General features: G+C 63.0%; 18 protein-coding genes and 1 pseudogene. 5 read left to right on the top strand and 14 right to left on the bottom strand.

The features are described from left to right. Positions 1-138: 138 nt before the first annotated feature. The 10 genes from fdhA to ACY8GK_RS17495 form a co-directional block, all read right to left on the bottom strand. Positions 139-1,338, bottom strand: coding sequence for a formaldehyde dehydrogenase, glutathione-independent (gene fdhA, locus ACY8GK_RS17540; RefSeq protein WP_196179375.1), 1,200 nt, complete (start codon positions 1,336-1,338; stop codon positions 139-141). 625 nt (positions 1,339-1,963) lie between these two features. Then, the gene (gene purU, locus ACY8GK_RS17535; RefSeq protein WP_196179377.1) at positions 1,964-2,821 is read right to left on the bottom strand and encodes a formyltetrahydrofolate deformylase; all 858 of its coding nucleotides are present in this window, start codon (positions 2,819-2,821) and stop codon (positions 1,964-1,966) included. Between the two features lie 11 nt (positions 2,822-2,832). Beyond that, positions 2,833-3,465, bottom strand: a complete 633-nt coding sequence (locus ACY8GK_RS17530) for a sarcosine oxidase subunit gamma (RefSeq protein WP_196179379.1) — start codon at positions 3,463-3,465, stop codon at positions 2,833-2,835. 124 nt (positions 3,466-3,589) lie between these two features. Then, complete coding sequence (locus ACY8GK_RS17525) at positions 3,590-6,607, bottom strand: sarcosine oxidase subunit alpha (RefSeq protein WP_462401717.1); 3,018 nt, start codon at positions 6,605-6,607, stop codon at positions 3,590-3,592. Then, positions 6,604-6,939 carry a sarcosine oxidase subunit delta gene (locus ACY8GK_RS17520; protein ID WP_230375969.1) on the bottom strand — a complete coding sequence of 112 codons (336 nt, stop codon included), beginning with the start codon at positions 6,937-6,939 and terminating at the stop codon, positions 6,604-6,606. The genes ACY8GK_RS17525 and ACY8GK_RS17520 overlap by 4 nt, the downstream gene beginning before the upstream one ends. Before the next feature lie 14 nt (positions 6,940-6,953). Beyond that, positions 6,954-8,204 carry a sarcosine oxidase subunit beta family protein gene (locus ACY8GK_RS17515; protein ID WP_196179384.1) on the bottom strand — a complete coding sequence of 417 codons (1,251 nt, stop codon included), beginning with the start codon at positions 8,202-8,204 and terminating at the stop codon, positions 6,954-6,956. 15 nt (positions 8,205-8,219) lie between these two features. Continuing rightward, positions 8,220-9,473: a serine hydroxymethyltransferase gene (locus tag ACY8GK_RS17510; protein WP_196179385.1), complete on the bottom strand. Its 1,254-nt coding sequence runs from the start codon at positions 9,471-9,473 to the stop codon at positions 8,220-8,222. Positions 9,474-9,618: 145 nt separating this feature from the next. After that, a complete protein-coding gene (locus ACY8GK_RS17505; RefSeq protein WP_196179387.1) occupies positions 9,619-10,815 on the bottom strand; it encodes an MFS transporter in 1,197 nt (398 codons plus the stop codon). Then, entirely contained in the window at positions 10,812-12,128 is a 1,317-nt protein-coding gene (locus tag ACY8GK_RS17500) for a cupin domain-containing protein (protein ID WP_462401716.1), read from the bottom strand. Before ACY8GK_RS17500 ends, ACY8GK_RS17505 begins: the two co-directional genes overlap by 4 nt. A 54-nt stretch (positions 12,129-12,182) precedes the next feature. Beyond that, complete coding sequence (locus ACY8GK_RS17495) at positions 12,183-12,449, bottom strand: XRE family transcriptional regulator (protein ID WP_462401715.1); 267 nt, start codon at positions 12,447-12,449, stop codon at positions 12,183-12,185. A 530-nt stretch (positions 12,450-12,979) separates the two neighbouring features. Between ACY8GK_RS17495 and ACY8GK_RS17490 the strand changes: the two genes are divergently transcribed. Then, complete coding sequence (locus ACY8GK_RS17490; RefSeq protein WP_196179393.1) at positions 12,980-14,020, top strand: threonine aldolase family protein; 1,041 nt, start codon at positions 12,980-12,982, stop codon at positions 14,018-14,020. A gap of 35 nt (positions 14,021-14,055) precedes the next feature. On the opposite strand, the gene ACY8GK_RS17485 is transcribed toward ACY8GK_RS17490, so the two are convergent. Further along, entirely contained in the window at positions 14,056-14,367 is a 312-nt protein-coding gene (locus ACY8GK_RS17485) for a cell division protein ZapA (RefSeq protein ID WP_196179395.1), read from the bottom strand. Next, positions 14,364-14,594 (bottom strand): MreC domain-containing protein, encoded by a 231-nt coding sequence (locus tag ACY8GK_RS17480; protein WP_196179397.1) that lies wholly within the window; start codon positions 14,592-14,594, stop codon positions 14,364-14,366. Before ACY8GK_RS17480 ends, ACY8GK_RS17485 begins: the two co-directional genes overlap by 4 nt. A gap of 268 nt (positions 14,595-14,862) precedes the next feature. Here ACY8GK_RS17480 and ACY8GK_RS17475 point away from each other — a divergent pair. Both ACY8GK_RS17475 and ACY8GK_RS17470 read left to right on the top strand, forming a co-directional pair. After that, positions 14,863-15,633 (top strand): annotated as a pseudogene (locus ACY8GK_RS17475) (MCP four helix bundle domain-containing protein); the annotation flags it as partial. Then, positions 15,625-16,488 (top strand): methyl-accepting chemotaxis protein, encoded by an 864-nt coding sequence (locus ACY8GK_RS17470; RefSeq protein WP_462403039.1) that lies wholly within the window; start codon positions 15,625-15,627, stop codon positions 16,486-16,488. The pseudogene ACY8GK_RS17475 and the gene ACY8GK_RS17470, both read left to right, overlap by 9 nt. Positions 16,489-16,569: 81 nt before the next feature. Here the strand turns inward: ACY8GK_RS17470 and gbcB are convergent, their stop codons facing one another. Continuing rightward, positions 16,570-17,670 carry a glycine-betaine demethylase subunit GbcB gene (gene gbcB, locus ACY8GK_RS17465; RefSeq protein ID WP_196179401.1) on the bottom strand — a complete coding sequence of 367 codons (1,101 nt, stop codon included), beginning with the start codon at positions 17,668-17,670 and terminating at the stop codon, positions 16,570-16,572. Here gbcB and ACY8GK_RS17460 point away from each other — a divergent pair. Continuing rightward, positions 17,669-17,887, top strand: a complete 219-nt coding sequence (locus ACY8GK_RS17460; RefSeq protein WP_230375971.1) for a hypothetical protein — start codon at positions 17,669-17,671, stop codon at positions 17,885-17,887. The genes gbcB and ACY8GK_RS17460 overlap by 2 nt on opposite strands. 76 nt (positions 17,888-17,963) lie before the next feature. After that, entirely contained in the window at positions 17,964-19,256 is a 1,293-nt protein-coding gene (gene gbcA / locus ACY8GK_RS17455) for a glycine-betaine demethylase subunit GbcA (protein ID WP_196179403.1), read from the top strand. Positions 19,257-19,301: 45 nt separating this feature from the next. Here the strand turns inward: gbcA and ACY8GK_RS17450 are convergent, their stop codons facing one another. Beyond that, positions 19,302-20,054, bottom strand: coding sequence for an RHS repeat-associated core domain-containing protein (locus ACY8GK_RS17450; protein ID WP_462401714.1), 753 nt, complete (start codon positions 20,052-20,054; stop codon positions 19,302-19,304). Positions 20,055-20,286: the final 232 nt, after the last annotated feature.

The following is a 20,286-nucleotide window of genomic DNA, read 5'->3' as shown; positions in this document are numbered from 1 at the left end:
GGCGATGGCTTCGGCCCTGGCGCGAGTGGATATCCGCTGGGCATGAGCAGGGTGTACAGCTCGGACCTGGCAGTTGAAGCCCGTCGGCGGATGGAAAACGAGCCCCTCGCTTCGAGGGGCTCGTTGACTAGGCGCTCGTTACGCCGCACCCCACATCTTGTGCGGGTCGATCACGAACTTCTTCGGTACCCCTGCATCGAACTCGCCATACCCTTCCGGCGCCTGATCCAGGTTGATCACCTGCACGCCGACCACCTCGGCGATGTTGATTCGGTCCCACATGATCGCCTGCATCAACTGGCGGTTGTACTTCATGGTCGGAGTCTGACCGGTGTGGAAGCTATGCGACTTGGCCCAGCCCAGGCCGAAGCGGATGCTCAACGCGCCGATCTTCGCCGCGGCGTCCACCGCGCCTGGGTCTTCGGTCACGTACAGGCCTGGAATACCGATGCTGCCGGCCACGCGGGTGACCTGCATCAGCGAGTTCAGCACGGTGGCTGGCGCCTCGTGCTTGGCGCCTTCATGGCCATGGCCACGGGCTTCGAAGCCAACGGCGTCGACCGCACAGTCCACTTCCGGCTCGCCGAGGATGTCGACGATCTGCTCGTGCAGCGGGGTGTCCTTGGACAGGTCGACCACTTCGAAGCCCTGCGACTTGGCGTGGGCCAGGCGGGCCGGGTTGAGGTCGCCAACGATGACGCAAGCCGCGCCCAGCAGGCGGGCCGAAGCGGCGGCGGCCAGGCCGACCGGGCCAGCACCGGCGACGTAGACGGTACTGCCCGGGCCAACGCCGGCGGTCACGGCACCGTGGTAGCCGGTTGGCAGAATGTCGGACAGGCAGGTCAGGTCACGGATCTTCTCCATGGCCTTGTCGCGCTCGGGCAGTTTCAGCAGGTTGAAGTCGGCGTACGGTACCAGCACGTATTCGGCCTGGCCACCGGTCCAGTCACCCATGTCGACGTAACCGTAGGCACCGCCGGCACGGGCCGGGTTGACGGTCAGGCAGACGCCGGTGTGCATTTCCTTGCAGGAACGGCACCGACCACAGGCGACGTTGAACGGCACCGACACCAGATCGCCGATCTGCATGCGCTCGACGTCGCTGCCTTTCTCGACGATTTCGCCAGTGATTTCATGGCCTAGGACCAGGCCGACCTGGGCGGTGGTGCGACCACGGACCATATGCTGGTCAGAGCCGCAGATGTTGGTGGAGACTACCTTGAGGATCACCCCGTGTTCGATCTTCCTGCCACGCGGGTCCTGCATTTTCGGGTAGTCGATCTTCTGCACCTCGACCTTGCCGGCGCCGAGATACACCACTCCACGATTGCCTGACATGCTCTTACCTCGCTTGAATTCTAGTTATGCAGCGGTGGTTGAAGCGCCGCCCTTCCAGGGCGACAGATGTTGCGGATGCCGTGGAAGGAGGCCTGCCACGGCGCAAAGGCGTACAGGGCCGCGCATTTGGTGCGATCCATTGTGGTCTTGTCGGAAGGAGGTACGGTGACTGGGAACGACAGTGACTTGCTTTGGAGCGTCAGCCGTCGGTGGGAGAAGGTTGGCCTGCGTGTGTGTGCGGGCGTTGGTACGAAAGCCTTGCCTTGCTTTCAAGCATGGCCTGATGCGTTGACTGCGTTGTGGGCCTTTCAGGCCCAATCGCGGCACAGGGGCCGCTCCTACACCCACCACCGTAGCGGCAGGCCAGCACGGCCCATGTAGGAGCGGCCCCTGTGCCGCGATTGGGCCCGCAGGGCCCACCCACAACGCAGTCATCCCGCCAGACCAGGAAAAGACAGCCGCTGCCACGGAAGATCGCGCCTGCCTGCACCACCTCGGTATTGCTACAGATGGGGGAGCGGGCTTGCCCGCGATAGCGTCGGTACAACTTCTATCAGCCAGCCCGCACCTCTGCCCTGCAAGCCACACGTGGCCCCTCACCCTCGATGCAGACCCGGCACTGTCCCTACAGCACCACCGTCCGATTGGCATTGAGGAACACGCGCTTCTCAATGTGATACCCCACCGCTCGCGCCAGGGTCAGGCACTCGATATCGCGCCCCTTGGCGATCAGGTCCTCGGGGTAATGGCTGTGATCCACGGTCTCGACGCCCTGGGCGATGATCGGTCCTTCGTCCAGGTCGTTGTTGATGTAATGCGCGGTGGCGCCGACCATCTTCACGCCCTTGTTGTAAGCCTGGTGGTAGGGCTTGGCACCCTTGAAGCCCGGCAGCAGCGAGTGATGAATGTTGATGGCCCAGCCGTCCAGGCGCCGGCACAGCTCTGGCGACAGCACCTGCATGTAGCGGGCGAGGATCACCAGTTCGGCGCCGGTGTCCTCGATCACCTGCAACACCTTGCTTTCCTGGGCCGGCTTGTCCTTGGGATCGAGCGGGAAATGGTGATAGGGGATCTTGTGCCACTGAGCCAGGGGTTCCAGATCAGGGTGATTGGAAATCACCGCGACCACGTCCATGGCCAATTGGCCGATACGCTGACGATAGAGCAGGTCATTGAGGCAATGGTCGGCCTTGGACACCATGATCACCACCTTGGGGCGGTGATTGGGGGCGGTCAGCTCGAACGCCATGCCGAAACCCTCGCTGCGCTCGGCAAGGCCGGCGCGAAACGCGGTCTCGTCGAACGCCTCGGGCTGGCGGAACTCGACACGAATGAAGAAGCGGCCGGACAACCGATCATCGAACGAGTGATGCTCGGTCACGTAGCATTGCTGCTCGTGCAGAAAGCGTGTCACCACATCGACGGTACCGAGCTTGCTCGGGCAGTCGGCGGTCAGGATCCAGGTGTCCGGTGCTCGGCTCATCGATCGTTCTCCTAGGCTTCGACGCTCAGGCCATATTCGGCCGAGGCATCCTGCAGCCACAGCCACCAGTAGTCGGCAAAGCTGCGACGGATCACCAGCTCCCAGGTGTCTTCGGCGGTGCGCCGGATCACCAGCTGCGACTTGGCGAACACGGTACCGACCGCCTTGCCGACCGGGAAGTTGTTGGGATGCACATCGTAGCTGGTGGACTTCATCAGCACCTCGCGCACATTCGGGCCGCGCAACTCCAGCAGGGTCTGCCCACCGCTGACGTTGACCACCTGGATATGCAGCCCCTCGAGCGCGGCGCGCAGTTTCTGCTCGACTTCGAACTCTTGCCCGCCTGGCACGATCAGCAGCCATTCGTCCGGACCTACCCATTGCAGGGAGGTCTGGCCATCGGCGACCACGGTCAGGGCGACCGGCAGTTCCAGGCCCAGGGCCTTCTTCACCCCTGAGGCGAAGGCTGGATCGTGGCCATCGCCACGAAGAGTCAGGTGACCGAGGAATTTCTTTTCGCGCAGGGTCACGCCGGCGCTCTTGCGACCCTTGCCGACCAGGCTGGCAAGGTCCGCGTGATGCAGCGGGCTCTCGGCCTTGACGTTGGCGCTGGGGTTCTGCTGATAAACGTTGATGGTGCTCATTACTTATCCGCCTTGAATTCTGTTGACCGCAAAGACCTGCGAGCGGCAGGCCGAGGATGGCCGGGAGGGCCGTGCGCCGCTCCCGCCATGCCGGGGCTCCCTTCCGGCGTATCCGGCCTGAGCCTCAGACGTTCTGCCGTTCACCCTTCGGATCGAAGAAGACCGAAGGCACGATTTGCGCTTCGGTCACGCTACCGTCGGATTGCGATACCCAGATACGCTCACCCATGCGCTTGAGCCCGCCCTTGACCACGCCCATCGCGAAGGAATACCCCAGCGAGTTGTGGGCATAGCTGGAGGTGATATGGCCGACCATGTCCTGCGGGATCGGCTGGTTCGGGTCGAAGATCAGCTGAGCGCCTTCGGCCAGCCACTTGGTCGGGTCCAGCGGCTTGATGCCGACCAGTTGCTTGCGGTTCTCGCGTACGCAGTCCTCGCGGTTCATGCCGCGCAGGCCGATCCAGGAGAACGGCTTGTTGCGACCGACGCACCAGCTCATGTTCAGGTCGTCCGGGGTCATCGAGCCGTCGGTGTCCTGTCCGACGATGATGAAGCCCTTCTCGGCGCGCAGCACATGCATGGTCTCGGTGCCATATGGGGTCAGGTTGTACTTCTTGCCGGCCTCGACGATCTTCTCCAGCACGCCCATGGCGTAGTTGGCCTGGATGTTGACCTCATACGACAGCTCGCCGGTGAACGAGATACGGAACACGCGCGCCGGCACGTCGGCGACCAGGCCCTCCTTCCAGGTCATGAACGGGAAGGCTTCCTTGTCCAGGTCGATGTCGGTGACTTCGGCCAGCAGCTTGCGGCTGTTGGGGCCGGACAGCGTCAGGGTCGCCCAGTGGTCGGTGACCGAAGTGAAGTAGACCTTCAGTTCCGGCCACTCGGTCTGGTGGTACAGCTCCAGCCACTGCAGGACACGCGCGGCGCCGCCGGTGGTGGTGGTCATGATGAAGTGGTTGTCGCCGACGCAGGCGGTCACGCCGTCGTCGAAGACCATGCCGTCTTCCTTGCACATCAGGCCATAGCGAGCCTTGCCTACGTCGAGCTTGGTCCAGGCGTTGGTGTACACGCGGTTGAGGAACTCACGCGCATCCGGGCCCTGGATGTCGATCTTGCCGAGGGTCGAGGCGTCGAGCAGGCCGACGCTGTCCCGCACGGCCTTGCATTCGCGGGCCACGGCGGCATGGATGTCTTCGCCAGGCTTGGGGAAGTACCACGGACGCTTCCACTGGCCGACATCCTCGAACTCGGCGCCGTTCTTCAAGTGCCAGGCATGCAGGGCGGTGAAGCGCACGGGCTCGAACAGGTGGCCGCAATGCCGGCCAGCCACGGCGCCGAAGGCCACCGGCGTGTAGTTGGGGCGGAACATGGTGGTGCCCATCTGCGCGATGGTGATTCCCAGCGAACGGGCGGCGATGGCCAGGCCGTTGATGTTGCCCAGCTTGCCCTGGTCGGTGCCGAAGCCCAGTGCGGTATAGCGCTTGACGTGCTCGACCGACTCGAAACCTTCGCGGGTGGCCAGCTCGATGGCCGCGGCGGTGACGTCGTTCTGCTGGTCGACGAACTGCTTGGGCGCCCGCGCGGTGCCCTTGTCGTGCGGCACCTGGAACAGACCGACGGTGGCCTCTTCCTTGCGCGCGATGGCCTTGGGCAGCGTACCGACACTGGCCTTGAAGCCGGCTTCGTTGGCCGCGCGGGCGCCGCCTTCGAAACCGTCGGCCAGCACGTCACCCAAGGCATAGACGCCATTGACGCCACCGACGCAGACACGTTTCTGCGGCGCATCGCCCGGTACGAAACCAAGGATGTCTTCACGCCAGACAGGACGCCCGCCCAAGTGCGAGGCCAGGTGAACCACCGGGCTGTAGCCGCCGGAGGTGCCGACCAGGTCGCAATCGAGCCATTCGCCCGGGCTGGTGACCTTGTGCGCCGGTACGTCGATGGCCGCCACTCGGGCAGCGCTGACATGCTTGCCGCCACGGGTCTCGACCACCGCGCTGGAGGTCAGGATGCGGATGCCCTTGGCGCGTGCTTCCTCGACCAGCGAGCCACGCGGGTTGTGACGCGCATCGGCGATGGCCACCACCTGCAGGCCGGCGTCGTGCCAGTCCAGCGCGGCGCGGTAGGCATGATCGTTGGTGGTCGACAGCACCAGCTTGCGGCCAGGCGCCACGCCATAACGACGCACATAGGTGGAAATCGCTCCGGCCACCATGTTGCCTGGCAGATCGTTGTTGCCGTAGACCAGCGGACGCTCCTGGGCCCCGGCGGCCAGTACCACGCGCTTGGCGCGGACGCGGTGGACGCGGTGGCGAACCTGGCCGATAGGCGCACGGTCGCCGAGGTGGTCGGTCAGACGTTCGTGGATGGTCAGGAAGTTGTGGTCGTGGTAGCCGTTGACCGTGGCGCGCGGCAGCAAGGTCACCTCGGGCAGCGCCTGTAGCTCGGCGACGGTGGCCGCGACCCAGTCGGCGGCCGGCTTGCCATCGAGGGTTTCACGGGTGTCGAGCAGGCTGCCGCCGAACTCTTCCTGTTCGTCTGTCAGGATCACCCGCGCGCCGCTGCGACCGGCTGCCAGGGCAGCCGCCAGGCCAGCGGGACCACCGCCGACGACCAGCACGTCGCAGTGCTGGTTCATGTAGTCGTAGCTGTCAGGGTCGTTCTGCAGCGGCGAACGGCCCAGGCCGGCCGCCTTGCGGATGTACTTCTCGTAGGTCATCCAGAACGACTTGGGGTACATGAAGGTCTTGTAGTAGAACCCTGGCGGCATCATGTTGCCGCCGACCTTGCCAATGATGCCCATGACATCGTTGTTGACGTTCGGCCAGCCGTTGGTGCTCGTGGCGACCAGGCCGGAATACAGCGCCTGCTGGGTAGCACGCACGTTGGGCACCTGGGTCGACTCGCTCGAGCCAAGCTGCAGGATCGCGTTCGGCTCTTCGGAGCCGGCGGCGATGATCCCGCGCGCACGCGAGTACTTGAAGCTGCGTCCGACGATGTCGACACCGTTGGCCAGCAGCGCGGCGGCCAGGGAATCGCCGGCATAACCCTGGTAGGTCTTGCCGTTGAAGGTGAAGTTCAGGACCTTGCTGCGGTCGATGCGGCCACCACTGGAGAGGCGATAGGTCTGGCTCATACGTTTTCTCCCCGTGCGTTGACGGCCGCCGAGTGCGCGGGTGTGTGTTCGCGAGCGGCCATTCTTGGCTTCTCGCCAATCTTGTAGGTTTCCAGGATCTCGTAGGTCTCGGTGTTGCGGGTGACGTTGAAGTACTGGCGGCAGCCGGCGACGTGGTCCCAAAGCTCATGATGGATGCCACGCGGGTTGTCACGGAAGAACATGTACTCGCCCCACTCCGCGTCGGAGCAGGCAGCCGGATCCAGTGGACGAGCGATGTGCGCCTGGCCCGAAGGGTGGAATTCTTCCTCGGAGCGCAGCTCGCCGCAGTGGGGACAGAAAATATGCAACATGACGTTGTCTCCGGTTAGTGGGCGACGGCAGCGGCGCCGTGTTCATCGATCAGCGCGCCATTGTGGAACCGCTCGATGGAGAACGGCTTGGCGATCGGGTGCATCTCGCCCTTGGCCAGGCTGGCCGCGAAGATGTTGCCCGAACCCGGCGTGGCCTTGAAGCCGCCGGTACCCCAGCCGCAGTTGAAGAACAGATTCTTGACCGGCGTCTTGGAGATGATCGGGCAGGCGTCCGGGCAGGTATCGACGATGCCGCCCCACTGACGATTCATGCGCACGCGCGAGAGGATCGGGAACATCTCCACGATGGCCTGGATGGTGTGCTCGATGACCGGGTAGGAACCCCGTTGGCCATAGCCCACATAGCCGTCGATGCCAGCGCCGATGACCAGGTCGCCCTTGTCCGACTGGCTGATGTAGCCGTGTACCGCGTTGGACATGATCACGCTGTCGATGATCGGCTTGATCGGCTCGGAAACCAGTGCCTGCAGCGGATGCGATTCCAGTGGCAGGCGGAAGCCGGCCAGGCGCGCCATGTGCCCGGAGTTGCCGGCAGTGACCACGCCGACGCGCTTGGCGCCGATGAAACCCTTGTTGGTTTCCACGCCGATGACCGCGCCGTTCTCCTTGCGAAAGCCGATCACTTCGGTCTGCTGGATCAGGTCCACGCCCAAGGCGTCGGCAGCGCGGGCGAAGCCCCAGGCCACGGCATCGTGACGGGCCACGCCGCCGCGACGCTGGACGGTGGCGCCGAGGATCGGATAGCGGGTGTTCTTCGAACAGTCCAGGTAGGGAATCTCGGCCGCCACCTGCTCGGTGTTCAGCAGTTCGCCATCCACGCCATTGAGTCGGTTGGCGCTCACGCGGCGTTCGGAGTCACGCATGTCCTGCAAGGTGTGGCACAGGTTGTAGACGCCGCGCTGGGAGAACATGACGTTGTAGTTCAGGTCCTGGGACAGCCCCTCCCACAGCTTCATGGCATGTTCGTACAGGCGCGCCGACTCGTCCCAGAGGTAGTTGGAGCGCACGATGGTGGTGTTGCGAGCGGTGTTGCCGCCGCCCAGCCAGCCCTTCTCGACCACCGCGACGTTGGTGATGCCGTGCTCCTTGGCCAGGTAGTAGGCCGTGGCCAGGCCATGGCCGCCACCGCCGACGATGACCACGTCGTAGACTTTCTTCGGCGTCGGCGTGCGCCACATGCGCTGCCAGTTCTCGTGGTGGCTGAGGGAGTGTTTGAGAAGGCCGAAGCCCGAAAAGCGTTTCATGGTGGTTGCTCCCACTCAGCGGTAAACCGGGAAATCTGCACACAGGGCTGCGACGTTCCGCGCCACGTCGGCTTCGACGTCGGCGTCGCCGAGGTTGTCGAGGATGTCGCAGATCCAGCCGGCCAGCGCCACGCACTGGGCGACCTTGAAGCCGCGGGTGGTGACAGCGGGCGTGCCGATACGCAGACCAGAGGTGACGAACGGCGACTGTGGATCGTTCGGCACGGCGTTCTTGTTGACGGTGATGTGCGCGCGGCCCAGGGCGGCGTCGGCGTCCTTGCCGGTCAGGCCCTGGCGGATCAGGCTGACCAGGAACAGGTGGTTGTCGGTACCACCGGAAACCACGTCGTAGCCGCGATCGACGAAGACCTGGGCCATGGCCTGGGCGTTCTCGATGACCTGCTTCTGGTAGGCCTTGAACTCAGGTTCCAGCGCTTCCTTGAAGCACACCGCCTTGGCGGCGATGACGTGCATCAGCGGGCCGCCCTGGGCACCCGGGAATACCGCGGCGTTGAGCTTCTTCTCGATCTCCGGGTTGGCCTTGGCCAGGATCAGGCCGCCACGCGGACCGCGCAGGGTCTTATGGGTGGTGGTGGTGACCACGTCGGCATAGGGCAGCGGGTTCGGGTACAGGCCGGCGGCGACCAGGCCCGCCACGTGGGCCATGTCGACGAACAGCAGCGCACCGACCTTGTCGGCGATTTCGCGGAAGCGCGGGAAGTCGAGGGTCTTGGAATAGGCCGAGAAGCCGGCGACGATCATCTTCGGCTTGTGCTCGACAGCCAGGCGCTCGACTTCGTCATAGTCGATCAGGCCGGTATCGGTGTCGATGCCGTACTGCACGGCGTTGTACAGCTTGCCCGAAGAGGATACCTTGGCCCCATGGGTCAGGTGGCCGCCATGGGCCAGGCTCATGCCCAGGATGGTATCGCCGGCTTGCAGCAGGGCCAGGTAGACGGCGCCATTGGCCGAGGAGCCGGAGTGCGGCTGGACGTTGGCATAGTCGGCCCCGAACAGCTGCTTGGCGCGATCGATGGCCAGCTGCTCGACCTTGTCGACATGCTCGCAGCCGCCATAGTAGCGCTTGGCCGGATACCCTTCGGCGTACTTGTTGGTCAGACCGCTGCCCTGGGCCTGCATCACGCGCTTGCTGGTGTAGTTCTCCGAAGCGATCAGCTCGATGTGATCTTCCTGGCGTTGCTCTTCGGCATTGATCGCCGCCAGCAGTGCGTCGTCATAACCTTGGATCTGGTCTTGCTTGCTGAACATCTTGTATCTCCCGGCAGCGATCGATTCTTGACATGGAGGGTACTGCGACCCTTTGCGGCGATGGTATGGCCGGGAGGTGGGGTGCAGATGCCTGCGCACGCCTCGCAATGGCGCGTTTACGACATTGCCACCAAAGCCTCAAACACTAGTGGGAACGCTCGCCACTGGGCACCGGTCGCGCACGTGCGTGATGACGGACCCGGCCGGTCGCCAGCAAGGTCAGCGCGAGCGCAGCCAGCATGAGCGCGGACAGCCATTGGGGATGCTCGCCGACCCAGTAAAGTGTCAAACCCACCACCGGCAATACGGCTTGGTTCAACAGCACCATCACCGAAGACACGCTTGCCAGACGCTCCACCGGGACGACACGAATCCGAAGGCTGCGACAAAAATTGATCATGAAGACCTTACCGCCGATGTTCAGGGCATAGAGCGCGAGAAAGCCAAGCAGGTAGGCCTGGACAAAGACCATGAGCGTGCCTGCCAAGGCCGTGACCCCTGCGGCCACCGTGAACAGTCGCAGAGGCGGCATGACCAAAGACAGCCTGGGATAGAGCAACGTGGCAGCCACGCCACAGATGCCTGCGCAGATATCCACGAAGGCAAAATAGTGGACGGGCAGCTGCATCACACGATCGATCACCGTGGCCGCACCCGCCTCGACCAGTCCGTCGAACGCGTTGTTGCCACACGCCAGCATGACCGAGCTCAACAGCACAGGCGTGAAGAAGATGAACTTCATGTTGTCGCTCGTAGGCCATACCGCCTTGTCTTCAACGTGGGCAGCTTGGCGTGGCACAACGCGACTGAAGCCATAGCAGGCCGCGTTGATGGCATACATGACGGCGGCAACCATCAGCAGCGCTAGGGCGCCTGCCGTGTAACCGACAAAGCCTGCAAGCGGCCCGATGATCATGGCCGACTGATCGAGGCGACAAAGGAGATTGACGTCGCGATCCACGTCACGGCTGACCAGGGCGATCATTTTTTCGTAAGCGATCAGGCTTTGTGCGTTGCCAATGGCGACCAGCCCTCCAAGCAGGCCACTGCATAACGCCACCACGGGCGCTGTCGGCTCATGCCGCAATGCCAGGACGGCCAACAGGCAGCCCCCGCACTTGACGAGGTCAGACGCCACCGACACGCGCCGGACGCCCCAACGATCGATCGAGACGCCCACCAGTGGGGTGACCATGATGCGCGGAAGCCATGCCATGGCATACGCCATGCCTGACCAGGCCAGGCTTGTGGTGTAGGCATAGACCATGACCGGCACCAAGAACATCAGCAATGCGTCTGCACACAGCACCAGAAGCAACAAGAGCGACAGCGTTCGACTCATGGCGCCGAAGTCGGTGCCGAGGGCATTGCTCGCGTCAGGAGTACCTTGACCTGCTGCCCCGTGGATTCATCGGTGACGATGACGGCCTTGGGGGTTTCTCCAGTCGGGATGCTTTCCATGGCCTGCTGTTGCTGACCGACGAGCGCTTCCAGGTACGCCAAGGGCGCGGGTATTTCATTGACCTTGAAGGAAGGATAGCGGGTGTCGGTCAATGGCCAATCGATGACATCGTGCCCGGGGATATAGGCCATGGAGGCGTCGAGGTAAAATACCGGCCTGTTGAGGGTGAAGATCTGTTCCATGTCGAATAACGCATGGGCCACGCCGCACGGAATGACCAACTCCATCTGAGGATCACAGGTGAACGCATGCCACTCTTCGTGATGGAGCGTGTCAGACCCTTGCCTCATGTCGACCAGCTTGAGTCTGATCACACGATCGCCAGGCCCCATGAAGGTCAGGTGATCTTCCTGTCCCAGGTGTACACCGAACGACTCGAAATCATAAGACGCCGAACCGTGGTCGACGATGTAAAACGGCGAAGGGCCAGCAATTGGAATGATGCGACTGTCCTCGCCCGTCCTGACAGCGCCATGACGTTCGAACCGTACGCCTTTCAAGCGAGAGGACGGCAGCGGTGAAGACGCCTCGGAGGGCTCGGCCTCCGGTTGCAACAGCAGTTGCACCTGCTCGCCGGTATCCAAGACGAAGGTTCGAGTTTCCCCGTGTGAAACGTTCCCTACGGACAAGGCAGCGGCTTGCAGCGACGCCAGCCGGTAATACACTTGATTTGAGGCAGGTTCGCTCATGGCCACGACAGGTTCGATGGTCTTCGGATCCGTCTCCAACGGCAGATTGATGATGTCGTTTTCGGGGATCCACCCCACCGTCGGCGCCAGCAAGTCTTCGATAGGCGGCAAGAAAAGGCCATATGCATTGAGGGTTGAAACCCCTTCGAGTCCAGTGAAGGTGTGGGCCACTCCCGGTGGGATGATCAGTGTTCTGCTGGACGAAGGCGCGAACGCGAGATCCAGGGAAACGCCAAGCGTCGGGGAGTCTTTTCGGCAGTCGATGAACCTGGCACGTATACGCCTGCGCGCATCGCCCAGGAACGTCAACACGTCCTGCTGACTCAAATGAATACCATATTGCCCATAGTCAAAAGGCTGTTCTCCATGGGTCACGATATTGATGGGACGCGTCGTGGGGAAGGGAACGACAAAGGATTCCGCACGCCCGTTATTGAGGCGCCAGCGATCAATCCACTGCAACCCGTCGATGGTCATTTGCGCATTCAGAGCATGCGTGTTCATGGCATGACGTACCTTTCAAAAGGTGCCAGGCATCGACAATGCCTGGCGACCGTTTCAGAGACTAATGACGTGCGCGTTGAACCCCGCCTGTTTCGCACTGCGCAAGAGCGACTGCAAACTTGAGGTATCCAGGGTACGGTACTGATCCTGCAAGGGAGCAGACTTGATACCTGCCAAGTAGGCCAGTTTGTCATACGTGTGCATCACCGTTTCCTTGCTCGTTTCCATCAGACTGATGAATCGATTCGCATGCACGGTGCGAGCCTCGCTCACGGTCGGTTGCACTTCATAAAACTCAGCCACTTCATTTGCCTTGATCATAGAAACTCTCCCATTAAAAGGAATTGCGGTTGTGAGTTGCCGATATCGGCCGTTTGATACTTGTTGCCAACAATCAATATGTCAAATAGCGCGCACTCACTAAACAGCATAAATCAGCGGCTGATAACCATAACTTTTAATTTGTCTTTAGGGAAATTCTCAAGGCACTTGAGGAAAATTCTTAAAAACTCCCCAGCTCCATACCACTCGTCGTTTTGTCTCCTAAACAAGAAACATCTCGAAATAAGTTCCTGCCTACTTTATCGGCTGTCGTCTGGTTGATTCGCCGATCACGCTCACTGACGCGAGACGCGTGTTCTGTCATGGCCACCGCCAATAGCTCCATGTCTGTACCGCCCCGTGTGCAGACGCGGTCCGTTGGGTCAGCCACACGGCACCTGTACCTGTTTCTCTACCACGCTGAAATGAGGCTCAGGTTGCGCTTGCACTCCAGTACACTGCCGAGGCCTCCCACCTCATTCGTGCGGCGCTCATGCAGACATCTTTCATACCGAGCCTAGGACGTGCCTATGACCGATCAGACGCAACAATTCGCCAGCGACAACTATTCCGGTATCTGCCCCGAAGCCTGGGCGGCGATGGAGCAGGCCAACCTGGGCCACGAACGTGCCTATGGCGACGACCAGTGGACGCAGCGCGCGGCCGATCACTTTCGCCAGCTGTTCGAGACCGATTGCGAAGTGTTCTTCGCCTTCAACGGCACCGCCGCCAACTCGCTGGCCCTGGCTTCGCTGTGCCAGAGCTACCACAGCGTGATCTGCTCGGAAACCGCCCATGTCGAGACCGACGAATGCGGTGCCCCGGAATTCTTTTCCAACGGTTCCAAGCTGCTCACCGCCGCCAGCGTCAACGGCAAGCTGACCCCCCGGTCGATCCGCGAGGTGGCACTCAAGCGCCAGGACATCCACTACCCCAAGCCGCGCGTGGTGACCCTCACCCAGGCCACCGAGGTGGGCACGGTCTATCGTCCCGACGAGCTCGCGGCGATCAGCGCCACCTGCAAGGAGCTGGGCTTGAACCTGCACATGGATGGCGCCCGGTTCGCCAATGCCTGCGCCTTCCTGGGCTGCTCACCCGCGCAGCTGACCTGGAAGTCCGGGGTCGATGTGCTGTGCTTCGGCGGCACCAAGAACGGCATGGCGGTCGGCGAGGCGATCCTGTTCTTCAACCATGAGCTGGCCGCCGACTTCGACTACCGCTGCAAGCAGGCCGGGCAGCTGGCCTCGAAGATGCGCTTCCTGTCCGCCCCTTGGGTGGGCCTGCTCGAAGATGGCGCCTGGTTGCGCCACGCCGCCCATGCCAACCAGTGCGCGCAGCTGCTAGCGAGCCTGGTGGGTGACATCCCGGGCGTCGAAGCGATGTTCCCGGTCGAGGCCAACGGGGTCTTCCTGCGCATGCCGGAGCCCGTCCTGCAACGGCTGCGAGACCAGGGCTGGCGCTTCTACACCTTCATCGGCAGCGGAGGCGCTCGCTTCATGTGCTCCTGGGATACCCGGCAGGCCCGGGTACGCGAGCTGGCGGCCGACATCCGTCAGGCCATGACTGCCTGAAGCCCTGCCGGGAGCTGGCGGGACGGCCGGCCGGTTCAACCTGGCAACCGGTCGTCCCGCTGTTGCGCCAGCGTACGGCTGATCGATTCGACCGTCGCGCTGACCTGTGCCTGGCAGCGATCGAGCGTCCTGGCGTGCTCATCCTGCAGCTCGATCTGCCTCGAGCAGAGATTCAGGGCGGCCAGTACCAGCAGCTTGTCGCCGATCAGGGTCGGATACAGGCGCTTGGTTTCCTTCAGCGAGGCCTGGAGCAGCTGCACCGCCTGGTCCAGCGTGCGCTCCTGGCCGACCGGCGCCTTGATCGAATAGTCGTGGCCAAGGATCGACACGACATTGATCGAACTCATGCGCCGACGGTACCTGCGCTGGCGCGTTCGAGCAGCGCCTGGATACGCGCCGCAGCACTGCCCTGCTTCTCTTCCTGCTCCATCAGGTTCAGTTGCAGGCTGTCGTTCTCTTCCTTGGCCTGGGCCAGTTCCTGGCCGAGCTGGGCGTTCTGTTCGGCCAGACGGGCGTTCTGCTGCAGAAGGTCGTTGACCAGCTGTTCGAGTTGATTCAGGGATGCTTCCAACATTGTGCTGTCTCGGTCGTTGCAAGGGGCGCACACGATAAAGAAAAGTGCACGCCGCCGCCATTAAATATCGGTAACAAGGGTTACGTCCGCCCCATTGACCCGGCTCGGCACGGCTTGTTCCAGGCCGGGCTGCCCGCCTGTCCGGAATCGCGCCAGATCCGCCGTTTTTTCAGCCGCCCACTCAAGACCTCCGGGTTCCGACCGATAGCCACTCCAGGTCCTGTCTTGTCGCACGGATGCGCAACCACTCCCTGCCCGGATACGTACCATGTTCCTACGCAATGCCACTATCGCCACGCGCGCCCTGCTCGGCTTCACCTTGATCGGCCTGATGCTGCTCGGCCTTGGCGTGTTCTCCCTCGTGCAAATGAGCCATATCCGCCAGGCAGGCCTGGCGATCGAGACCATCAGCATGCCCAGCATCAAGACGCTCGACGAGCTGACGGCGCTGAACCTGCGCATGCGCACTCTCTCCTACCGCCTGCTGGCCGAGCAGTCTCCCGAGGCCCGGCAGGACATCCTGCGCATGCTCGATGAGCGCAACGCGCAGATCGACAAGGCCCAGGCGACCTACCAGACATTGGTCGAAGACCCGAACGAACAGGCCACCTTCGACCAGTACGGCAGCCTGCTCGGCCAGTATCGTCAACTCGAGGCACGCATGCGCAGCCTGGCTCAGGCAGGGCAGCTGGATGCGCTGCGCGGCCTGCTCAATGGCCCGCTGTTGAGCAATTCCGAACAGGTCAACGAAGTGACCGAGGCACTGGTGCGCTTCAATACCGAGCAGAGTCGCCGCACCAACCAGCGCGCCGCGGACCAGTACGACGGAGCATTGATCCTGGTGATCGGCCTGCTGGTCGCCGCTGGCGTCATGACCCTGGTCTGCGCCTTGCTGCTGACCCGTAGCATCGTCCAGCCAATCAACCAGGCATTGGTGGCCGCCGAACGGATCGCCGAGGGAGACCTTACCCACCGTGTGCGTGCCGAGGGGCGCGACGAGGCGGCCCGCCTGCTGCAGGCTACCGGTCGCATGCAAGACAAGCTGCGCGAAACCGTGCAGCTGATCAACGGCTCGGCCACGCAACTGGCATCCGCCGCCGAAGAGCTCAACTGCGTGACCGATGAGAGCGCCAAGGGTCTGCAGCAGCAGAACAACGAAATCCAGCAGGCAGCCACCGCCGTCAACCAGATGACCAGCGCGGTCGAGGAAGTGGCCCGCAATGCCGCCAGCACCTCGGACGCCTCCAGTGAAGCGACCCGCTCGGCCATCGACGGACGTGACCTGGTGCTGGAGACCGTCGGCGCCATCGAGCGCATGAGTAGTGACGTGCAGGCAGCCGAGCGCCTGATCGTCGAACTCGCCGGACAATCACGGGACATTGGCAAGGTGCTGGATGTGATTCGCGGGCTGGCCGACCAGACCAACCTGCTGGCGCTCAACGCGGCCATCGAGGCCGCCAGGGCCGGGGAAGCGGGCCGCGGCTTCGCCGTGGTGGCCGACGAGGTGCGTGCCCTAGCCCACCGCACCCAGCAGTCGACCAGCGAGATCGAGCGGATGATCGGCAGCATCCAGAGCGGCACCGGGCACGCGGTGGAAGCCATGCGCACCAGTACCGAACGCGCCGAGTCGACCCTGAACATGGCGCGTGGCGCAGGCACGGCGCTGGACAGCATCGCCAGTGCCGTGGAACAGATCAACGAGCGCAACCTGGTGATCGCCAGCGCCGCCGAAGAGCAGGCCCAGGTGGCACGTGAAGTCGATCGCAACCTGGTGAACATCAACGACCTGTCGGTGCAGTCGGCAACCGGCGCCCATCAGACCAGCGCGGCGAGTGCCGAGCTGACGCGCCTGGCGGTAGACCTGAACGGCCTGGTGGCGCGGTTTCGTACTTGAGCCTGTGACTGGTCGAGGGCAGGCCCTGGGCCGCTATGCGCGGTCCAGGGCGGTACCCTGGCGTCGCGACAGCGGCTGGCCTCAATACTCGATCCGTACATCGCCCTTCGGCACGCTGCAACACGACAGGATGTAGCCTTCGGCCTCGTCCTCCTCGGTAATGCCGCCATTGTGCTCCATCGCCACCTCACCGCCCAGCTTGAGCACCTTGCAGGTCCCGCAGATACCCATGCCGCAGGCCTTGGGGATCATCAGGCCGACCTTGGCGGCGGCGGCGTGCACGGTCTCGCCAGGGGCGATGCGGATGCTCTTGCCGCTGTCGACGAACTCGACCAGGTTGAGATCGGCAGCCGCCACCTCCGGCGCCTCGGCGGCCTGCTCGGCATGCTCGACGGCATCGGCCTTGGCCTCGGCCGGGGTCGCGCCGAACGATTCCTCGTGATAGCGCTGCATGTCGAAGCCTGCTTCCTCGAGCAAGCGCTTGACCGCGTTCATGTACGGCGTCGGGCCACAGCAGAAGATCTCGCGCTCGAGGAAATCAGGCGCCATCAGCTCCAGCAGCCGCTGGTTCAGGTAGCCCCGGTAACCGGCCCATGGCTCGCCCAGCCCGTGCTTCTCGCAGATGATGTGCAAACCGAAGTTGGGAATGCGCGAGGCCATCTGCTCGAGTTCGCGATGGTAGATGATGTCCTTGGGCGAGCGCGCGCTGTGCACGAAGACCATGTCGACATTGGCATTGGTATCGTAGAACCAGCGCGCCATCGACATTACCGGGGTGATGCCGACCCCGCCGCTGAGATAGAGCACTTTCGGCGCCGGGAAGTCGATGGCGTTGAACAGACCTACCGGCCCATGCACGGCCAGTTCCTGCCCTTCGTGCAAGGTGTCGTGCAGCCAGTTGGAGACCTTGCCGCCCGGAACGCGCTTGATGGTGACGGAGAAGCTGTAGGGCACCGATGGCGAGCTGGAGATGGTGTAGGAACGCATCACCGGCTGCCCTTCTATCTCGAGCTCCAGGGTCACGAACTGGCCTGGCTTGAAGAAGAACATGATCGGCTGGTCGGCCATGAAGCAGAAGGTGCGCACGTCCCAGGTCTCCTGGATGACCTTGACGCAGCGCACGATGTGCCGGCCATTGGCCCAGGTCTGGGTAGTGACCGGATTGAGGAAGGGATTGGACATGTTCGTCTCCAGCAGCCACGGCGGCATTTTCATGGGACGGATAATGCTCAAGCCAGGCACGGCGTACATTCCTGTCCGCGACATCGGCGTGCTTATCGCGACCAGCCTTGCCAGACAAGGGCTGGCGCGTCGGGAACGGATTCGGCCATGTCGTCCATGGATATGGATCGCGCAGGCCGCGAACGCACACTCCACCGCAAATGAACACGCTGTCTGATGCAGGCAGCCTTGCGGCACTACAAGAACGATTAGCCACCTTTCGCCGGCCGCCAGCGGCCAAGAGGACCAAAACGATGGACGTCACCGCAACCCTGAGCCTGGGCGATCCACTGGAACCTGCACGCAAGGCTACCGCCGAGATGCTGCAGACCCGCGAGCGTACCTTCTCGCTGCCCCAGCCGTTCTACACCGACGAGCGTCTGTTCCAGATCGACATGCAGGAGATCTTCCACAAGGAATGGTTGATCGCCGGCATGACCTGCGAGATCCCGGCCAAGGGCAACTACATCACCTTGCAGATCGGCAAGAACCCGATCCTCGTGGTACGCGGCACCGAGGGCAAGGTCCATGCCTTCCACAACGTCTGCCGGCATCGTGGCTCGCGCCTGTGCGTCAGTGACAAGGGCAAGGTGGCCAAGCTGGTCTGCCCGTACCACCAGTGGACCTACGAACTCGATGGCCGCCTGCTGTTCGCCGGTACCGAGATGGGTGCCGACTTCGACATGGCCAAGTACGGCCTCAAGCCGGTCAACGTGAAAGTCGCCGGTGGCTACATCTTCATCAGCCTGGCGGAAAACCCGCCCGCGATCGACGAGTTCCTGGCCACGCTCGAGCACTACATGGAACCGTACGACATGGAAAACACCAAGGTGGCGGTGCAGACCACCTTGATGGAAAAGGCCAACTGGAAGCTGGTGCTGGAAAACAACCGCGAGTGCTACCACTGCAACGGTTCGCACCCGGAGCTGCTGCAGAGTCTGCTGGAGTGGGACGACACCAACGATCCGCGTGCCGACCAGGCGTTCAAGGACCACGTGGCCGCCTGCGCCGCTGCCTGGGAAGCCGAGAAGATCCCCTACTTGCACAAGAGCCATGGCCTGCGCAACCGCATCGTGCGCATGCCGCTGCTCAAGGGCACCGTATCGATGACCATGGACGGCAAGCAGGCTTGCCAGAAGCTGATGGGCCGGATCAAGAACCCCGACCTGGGTTCGATGCGCATCCTGCACCTGCCACATGCCTGGAACCACTGCATGGGCGACCACATGATCGTCTTCACCGTCTGGCCGATCAGCGCCCAGGAGTCGATGGTCACCACCAAATGGCTGGTACACAAGGACGCCGTGGAAGGTGTCGACTATGACCCGGCGAACATGCGCAAGGTCTGGGATGCCACCAACGACCAGGACCGCCGCCTGGCCGAAGAGAACCAGCGCGGGATCAACTCTACCGCCTACCAGCCAGGCCCCTACTCCAAGACCTATGAGTTCGGCGTGGTGAACTTCATCGACTGGTACAGCCAGCGCATGCTGAACAACCTCGGGGCTGAGCCGGCACCCTATCTCAAGGAAGTCAAGGCGCAGTGACCCTCGGCGCTTCGTGCTCCCAAACGCACCGGGAGCATGAGGCGCCTACACTGGCGTTTCCCGTGGCGGGGTTGCCCCCCGGCGAATCTCGATGCCGACCTGGGCGATGGGATAGCGCCGGGTGACGGGCGTGGTGGCGAGCCCGTAGAGCTCGTAGGCAGACACTGCCGTCGCGACCGTTCCTACGGCCATGTCGACCCAGGCCAAGGCTTCCGTCTGCGGCGAAAGAAGGCGTCCGGTACCGGTGCCGATGCTCACCGACGCAGTGACGGCGCCAATACCCGACAAGACCTTCTCCTGCGTTGTCCATGGCATCACCGCGGCTTCGGCCGTCCCGTACGTCAGCTCCCCCGATCGGCTCGCCGCCAAGCCTGGAGCGACTGCGAAGTCACGCTCGAGCCTGTAGTTGCGCATGCCTTTCACCACGCTGATCGCCAGGTTCAGGATGCCTGTGACGATGCTCCTGATCGGCGCGATGATGCTCGGAAACTGCCCATTGGGATCCACCAGATTGACCGGATCGTTTCGGCAATAGGCATAGGCGTTGATACCACCCTTGCCAAACGGGCTGAGCCGGTCGGCTGTGTGGAAACGCATGAGTACCGGGTTATAGGTACGGTGACCGCTGCCCAAGTGGTAGCAGCCGGTCAGCGGGTCGACCGGTTGGCCTGCGAAGGCGAGCAGCGGACCCTTGGCAGCAGACTGGGCGCCATAGGGTGAATAGGCTCTGGCGGGAAAGGCGAGCCCGCCCAGGAACGAAGCCTGCATATCGGTATTGAGCAAATGGATGCAGTTCACCGGCATATCCCTCTTCCACGGTCAGGAACTACCGTAGCCGGTGGGAGAGCGACTTTGAACTGGTAGAAACGACAGGTAGGGCAAACTGATAAAAGGTCAGGTGAGCGGCAGGAAGATCACCCCAACGACCGCCGAGCCTGCGCAAGCGGCGCCGCGAAGCCTGGCGACCCGTGCCCGGTTTCGGACAAAGGTCGCCAGCAGGCTCGCCTTCGAAGTTGGCCGATGGCCAGGC

The sequence above is a fragment of the Pseudomonas sp. Marseille-QA0332 genome (assembly GCF_054950175.1).
Note: the sequence above shows the minus strand (reverse complement) of the source record. Positions and strands in the feature narration are given on the sequence as shown.

Coding starts and splice junctions, on each gene's coding strand:
- gbcB (WP_196179401.1), bottom strand. CDS start 17,670: ATGTCCAATCCCTTCCTCAATCCGGTCACTACCCAGACCTGGGCCAAT.
- ACY8GK_RS17495 (WP_462401715.1), bottom strand. CDS start 12,449: ATGATCAAGGCAAATGAAGTGGCTGAGTTTTATGAAGTGCAACCGACC.
- gbcA (WP_196179403.1), top strand. CDS start 17,964: ATGGACGTCACCGCAACCCTGAGCCTGGGCGATCCACTGGAACCTGCA.
- ACY8GK_RS17485 (WP_196179395.1), bottom strand. CDS start 14,367: ATGAGTTCGATCAATGTCGTGTCGATCCTTGGCCACGACTATTCGATC.
- ACY8GK_RS17505 (WP_196179387.1), bottom strand. CDS start 10,815: ATGAGTCGAACGCTGTCGCTCTTGTTGCTTCTGGTGCTGTGTGCAGAC.
- ACY8GK_RS17480 (WP_196179397.1), bottom strand. CDS start 14,594: ATGTTGGAAGCATCCCTGAATCAACTCGAACAGCTGGTCAACGACCTT.
- purU (WP_196179377.1), bottom strand. CDS start 2,821: ATGAGCCGAGCACCGGACACCTGGATCCTGACCGCCGACTGCCCGAGC.
- ACY8GK_RS17520 (WP_230375969.1), bottom strand. CDS start 6,939: ATGTTGCATATTTTCTGTCCCCACTGCGGCGAGCTGCGCTCCGAGGAA.
- ACY8GK_RS17530 (WP_196179379.1), bottom strand. CDS start 3,465: ATGAGCACCATCAACGTTTATCAGCAGAACCCCAGCGCCAACGTCAAG.
- ACY8GK_RS17515 (WP_196179384.1), bottom strand. CDS start 8,204: ATGAAACGCTTTTCGGGCTTCGGCCTTCTCAAACACTCCCTCAGCCAC.
- fdhA (WP_196179375.1), bottom strand. CDS start 1,338: ATGTCAGGCAATCGTGGAGTGGTGTATCTCGGCGCCGGCAAGGTCGAG.
- ACY8GK_RS17460 (WP_230375971.1), top strand. CDS start 17,669: ATGTTCGTCTCCAGCAGCCACGGCGGCATTTTCATGGGACGGATAATG.
- ACY8GK_RS17510 (WP_196179385.1), bottom strand. CDS start 9,473: ATGTTCAGCAAGCAAGACCAGATCCAAGGTTATGACGACGCACTGCTG.
- ACY8GK_RS17490 (WP_196179393.1), top strand. CDS start 12,980: ATGACCGATCAGACGCAACAATTCGCCAGCGACAACTATTCCGGTATC.
- ACY8GK_RS17525 (WP_462401717.1), bottom strand. CDS start 6,607: ATGAGCCAGACCTATCGCCTCTCCAGTGGTGGCCGCATCGACCGCAGC.
- ACY8GK_RS17470 (WP_462403039.1), top strand. CDS start 15,625: ATGCAAGACAAGCTGCGCGAAACCGTGCAGCTGATCAACGGCTCGGCC.
- ACY8GK_RS17500 (WP_462401716.1), bottom strand. CDS start 12,128: ATGAACACGCATGCTCTGAATGCGCAAATGACCATCGACGGGTTGCAG.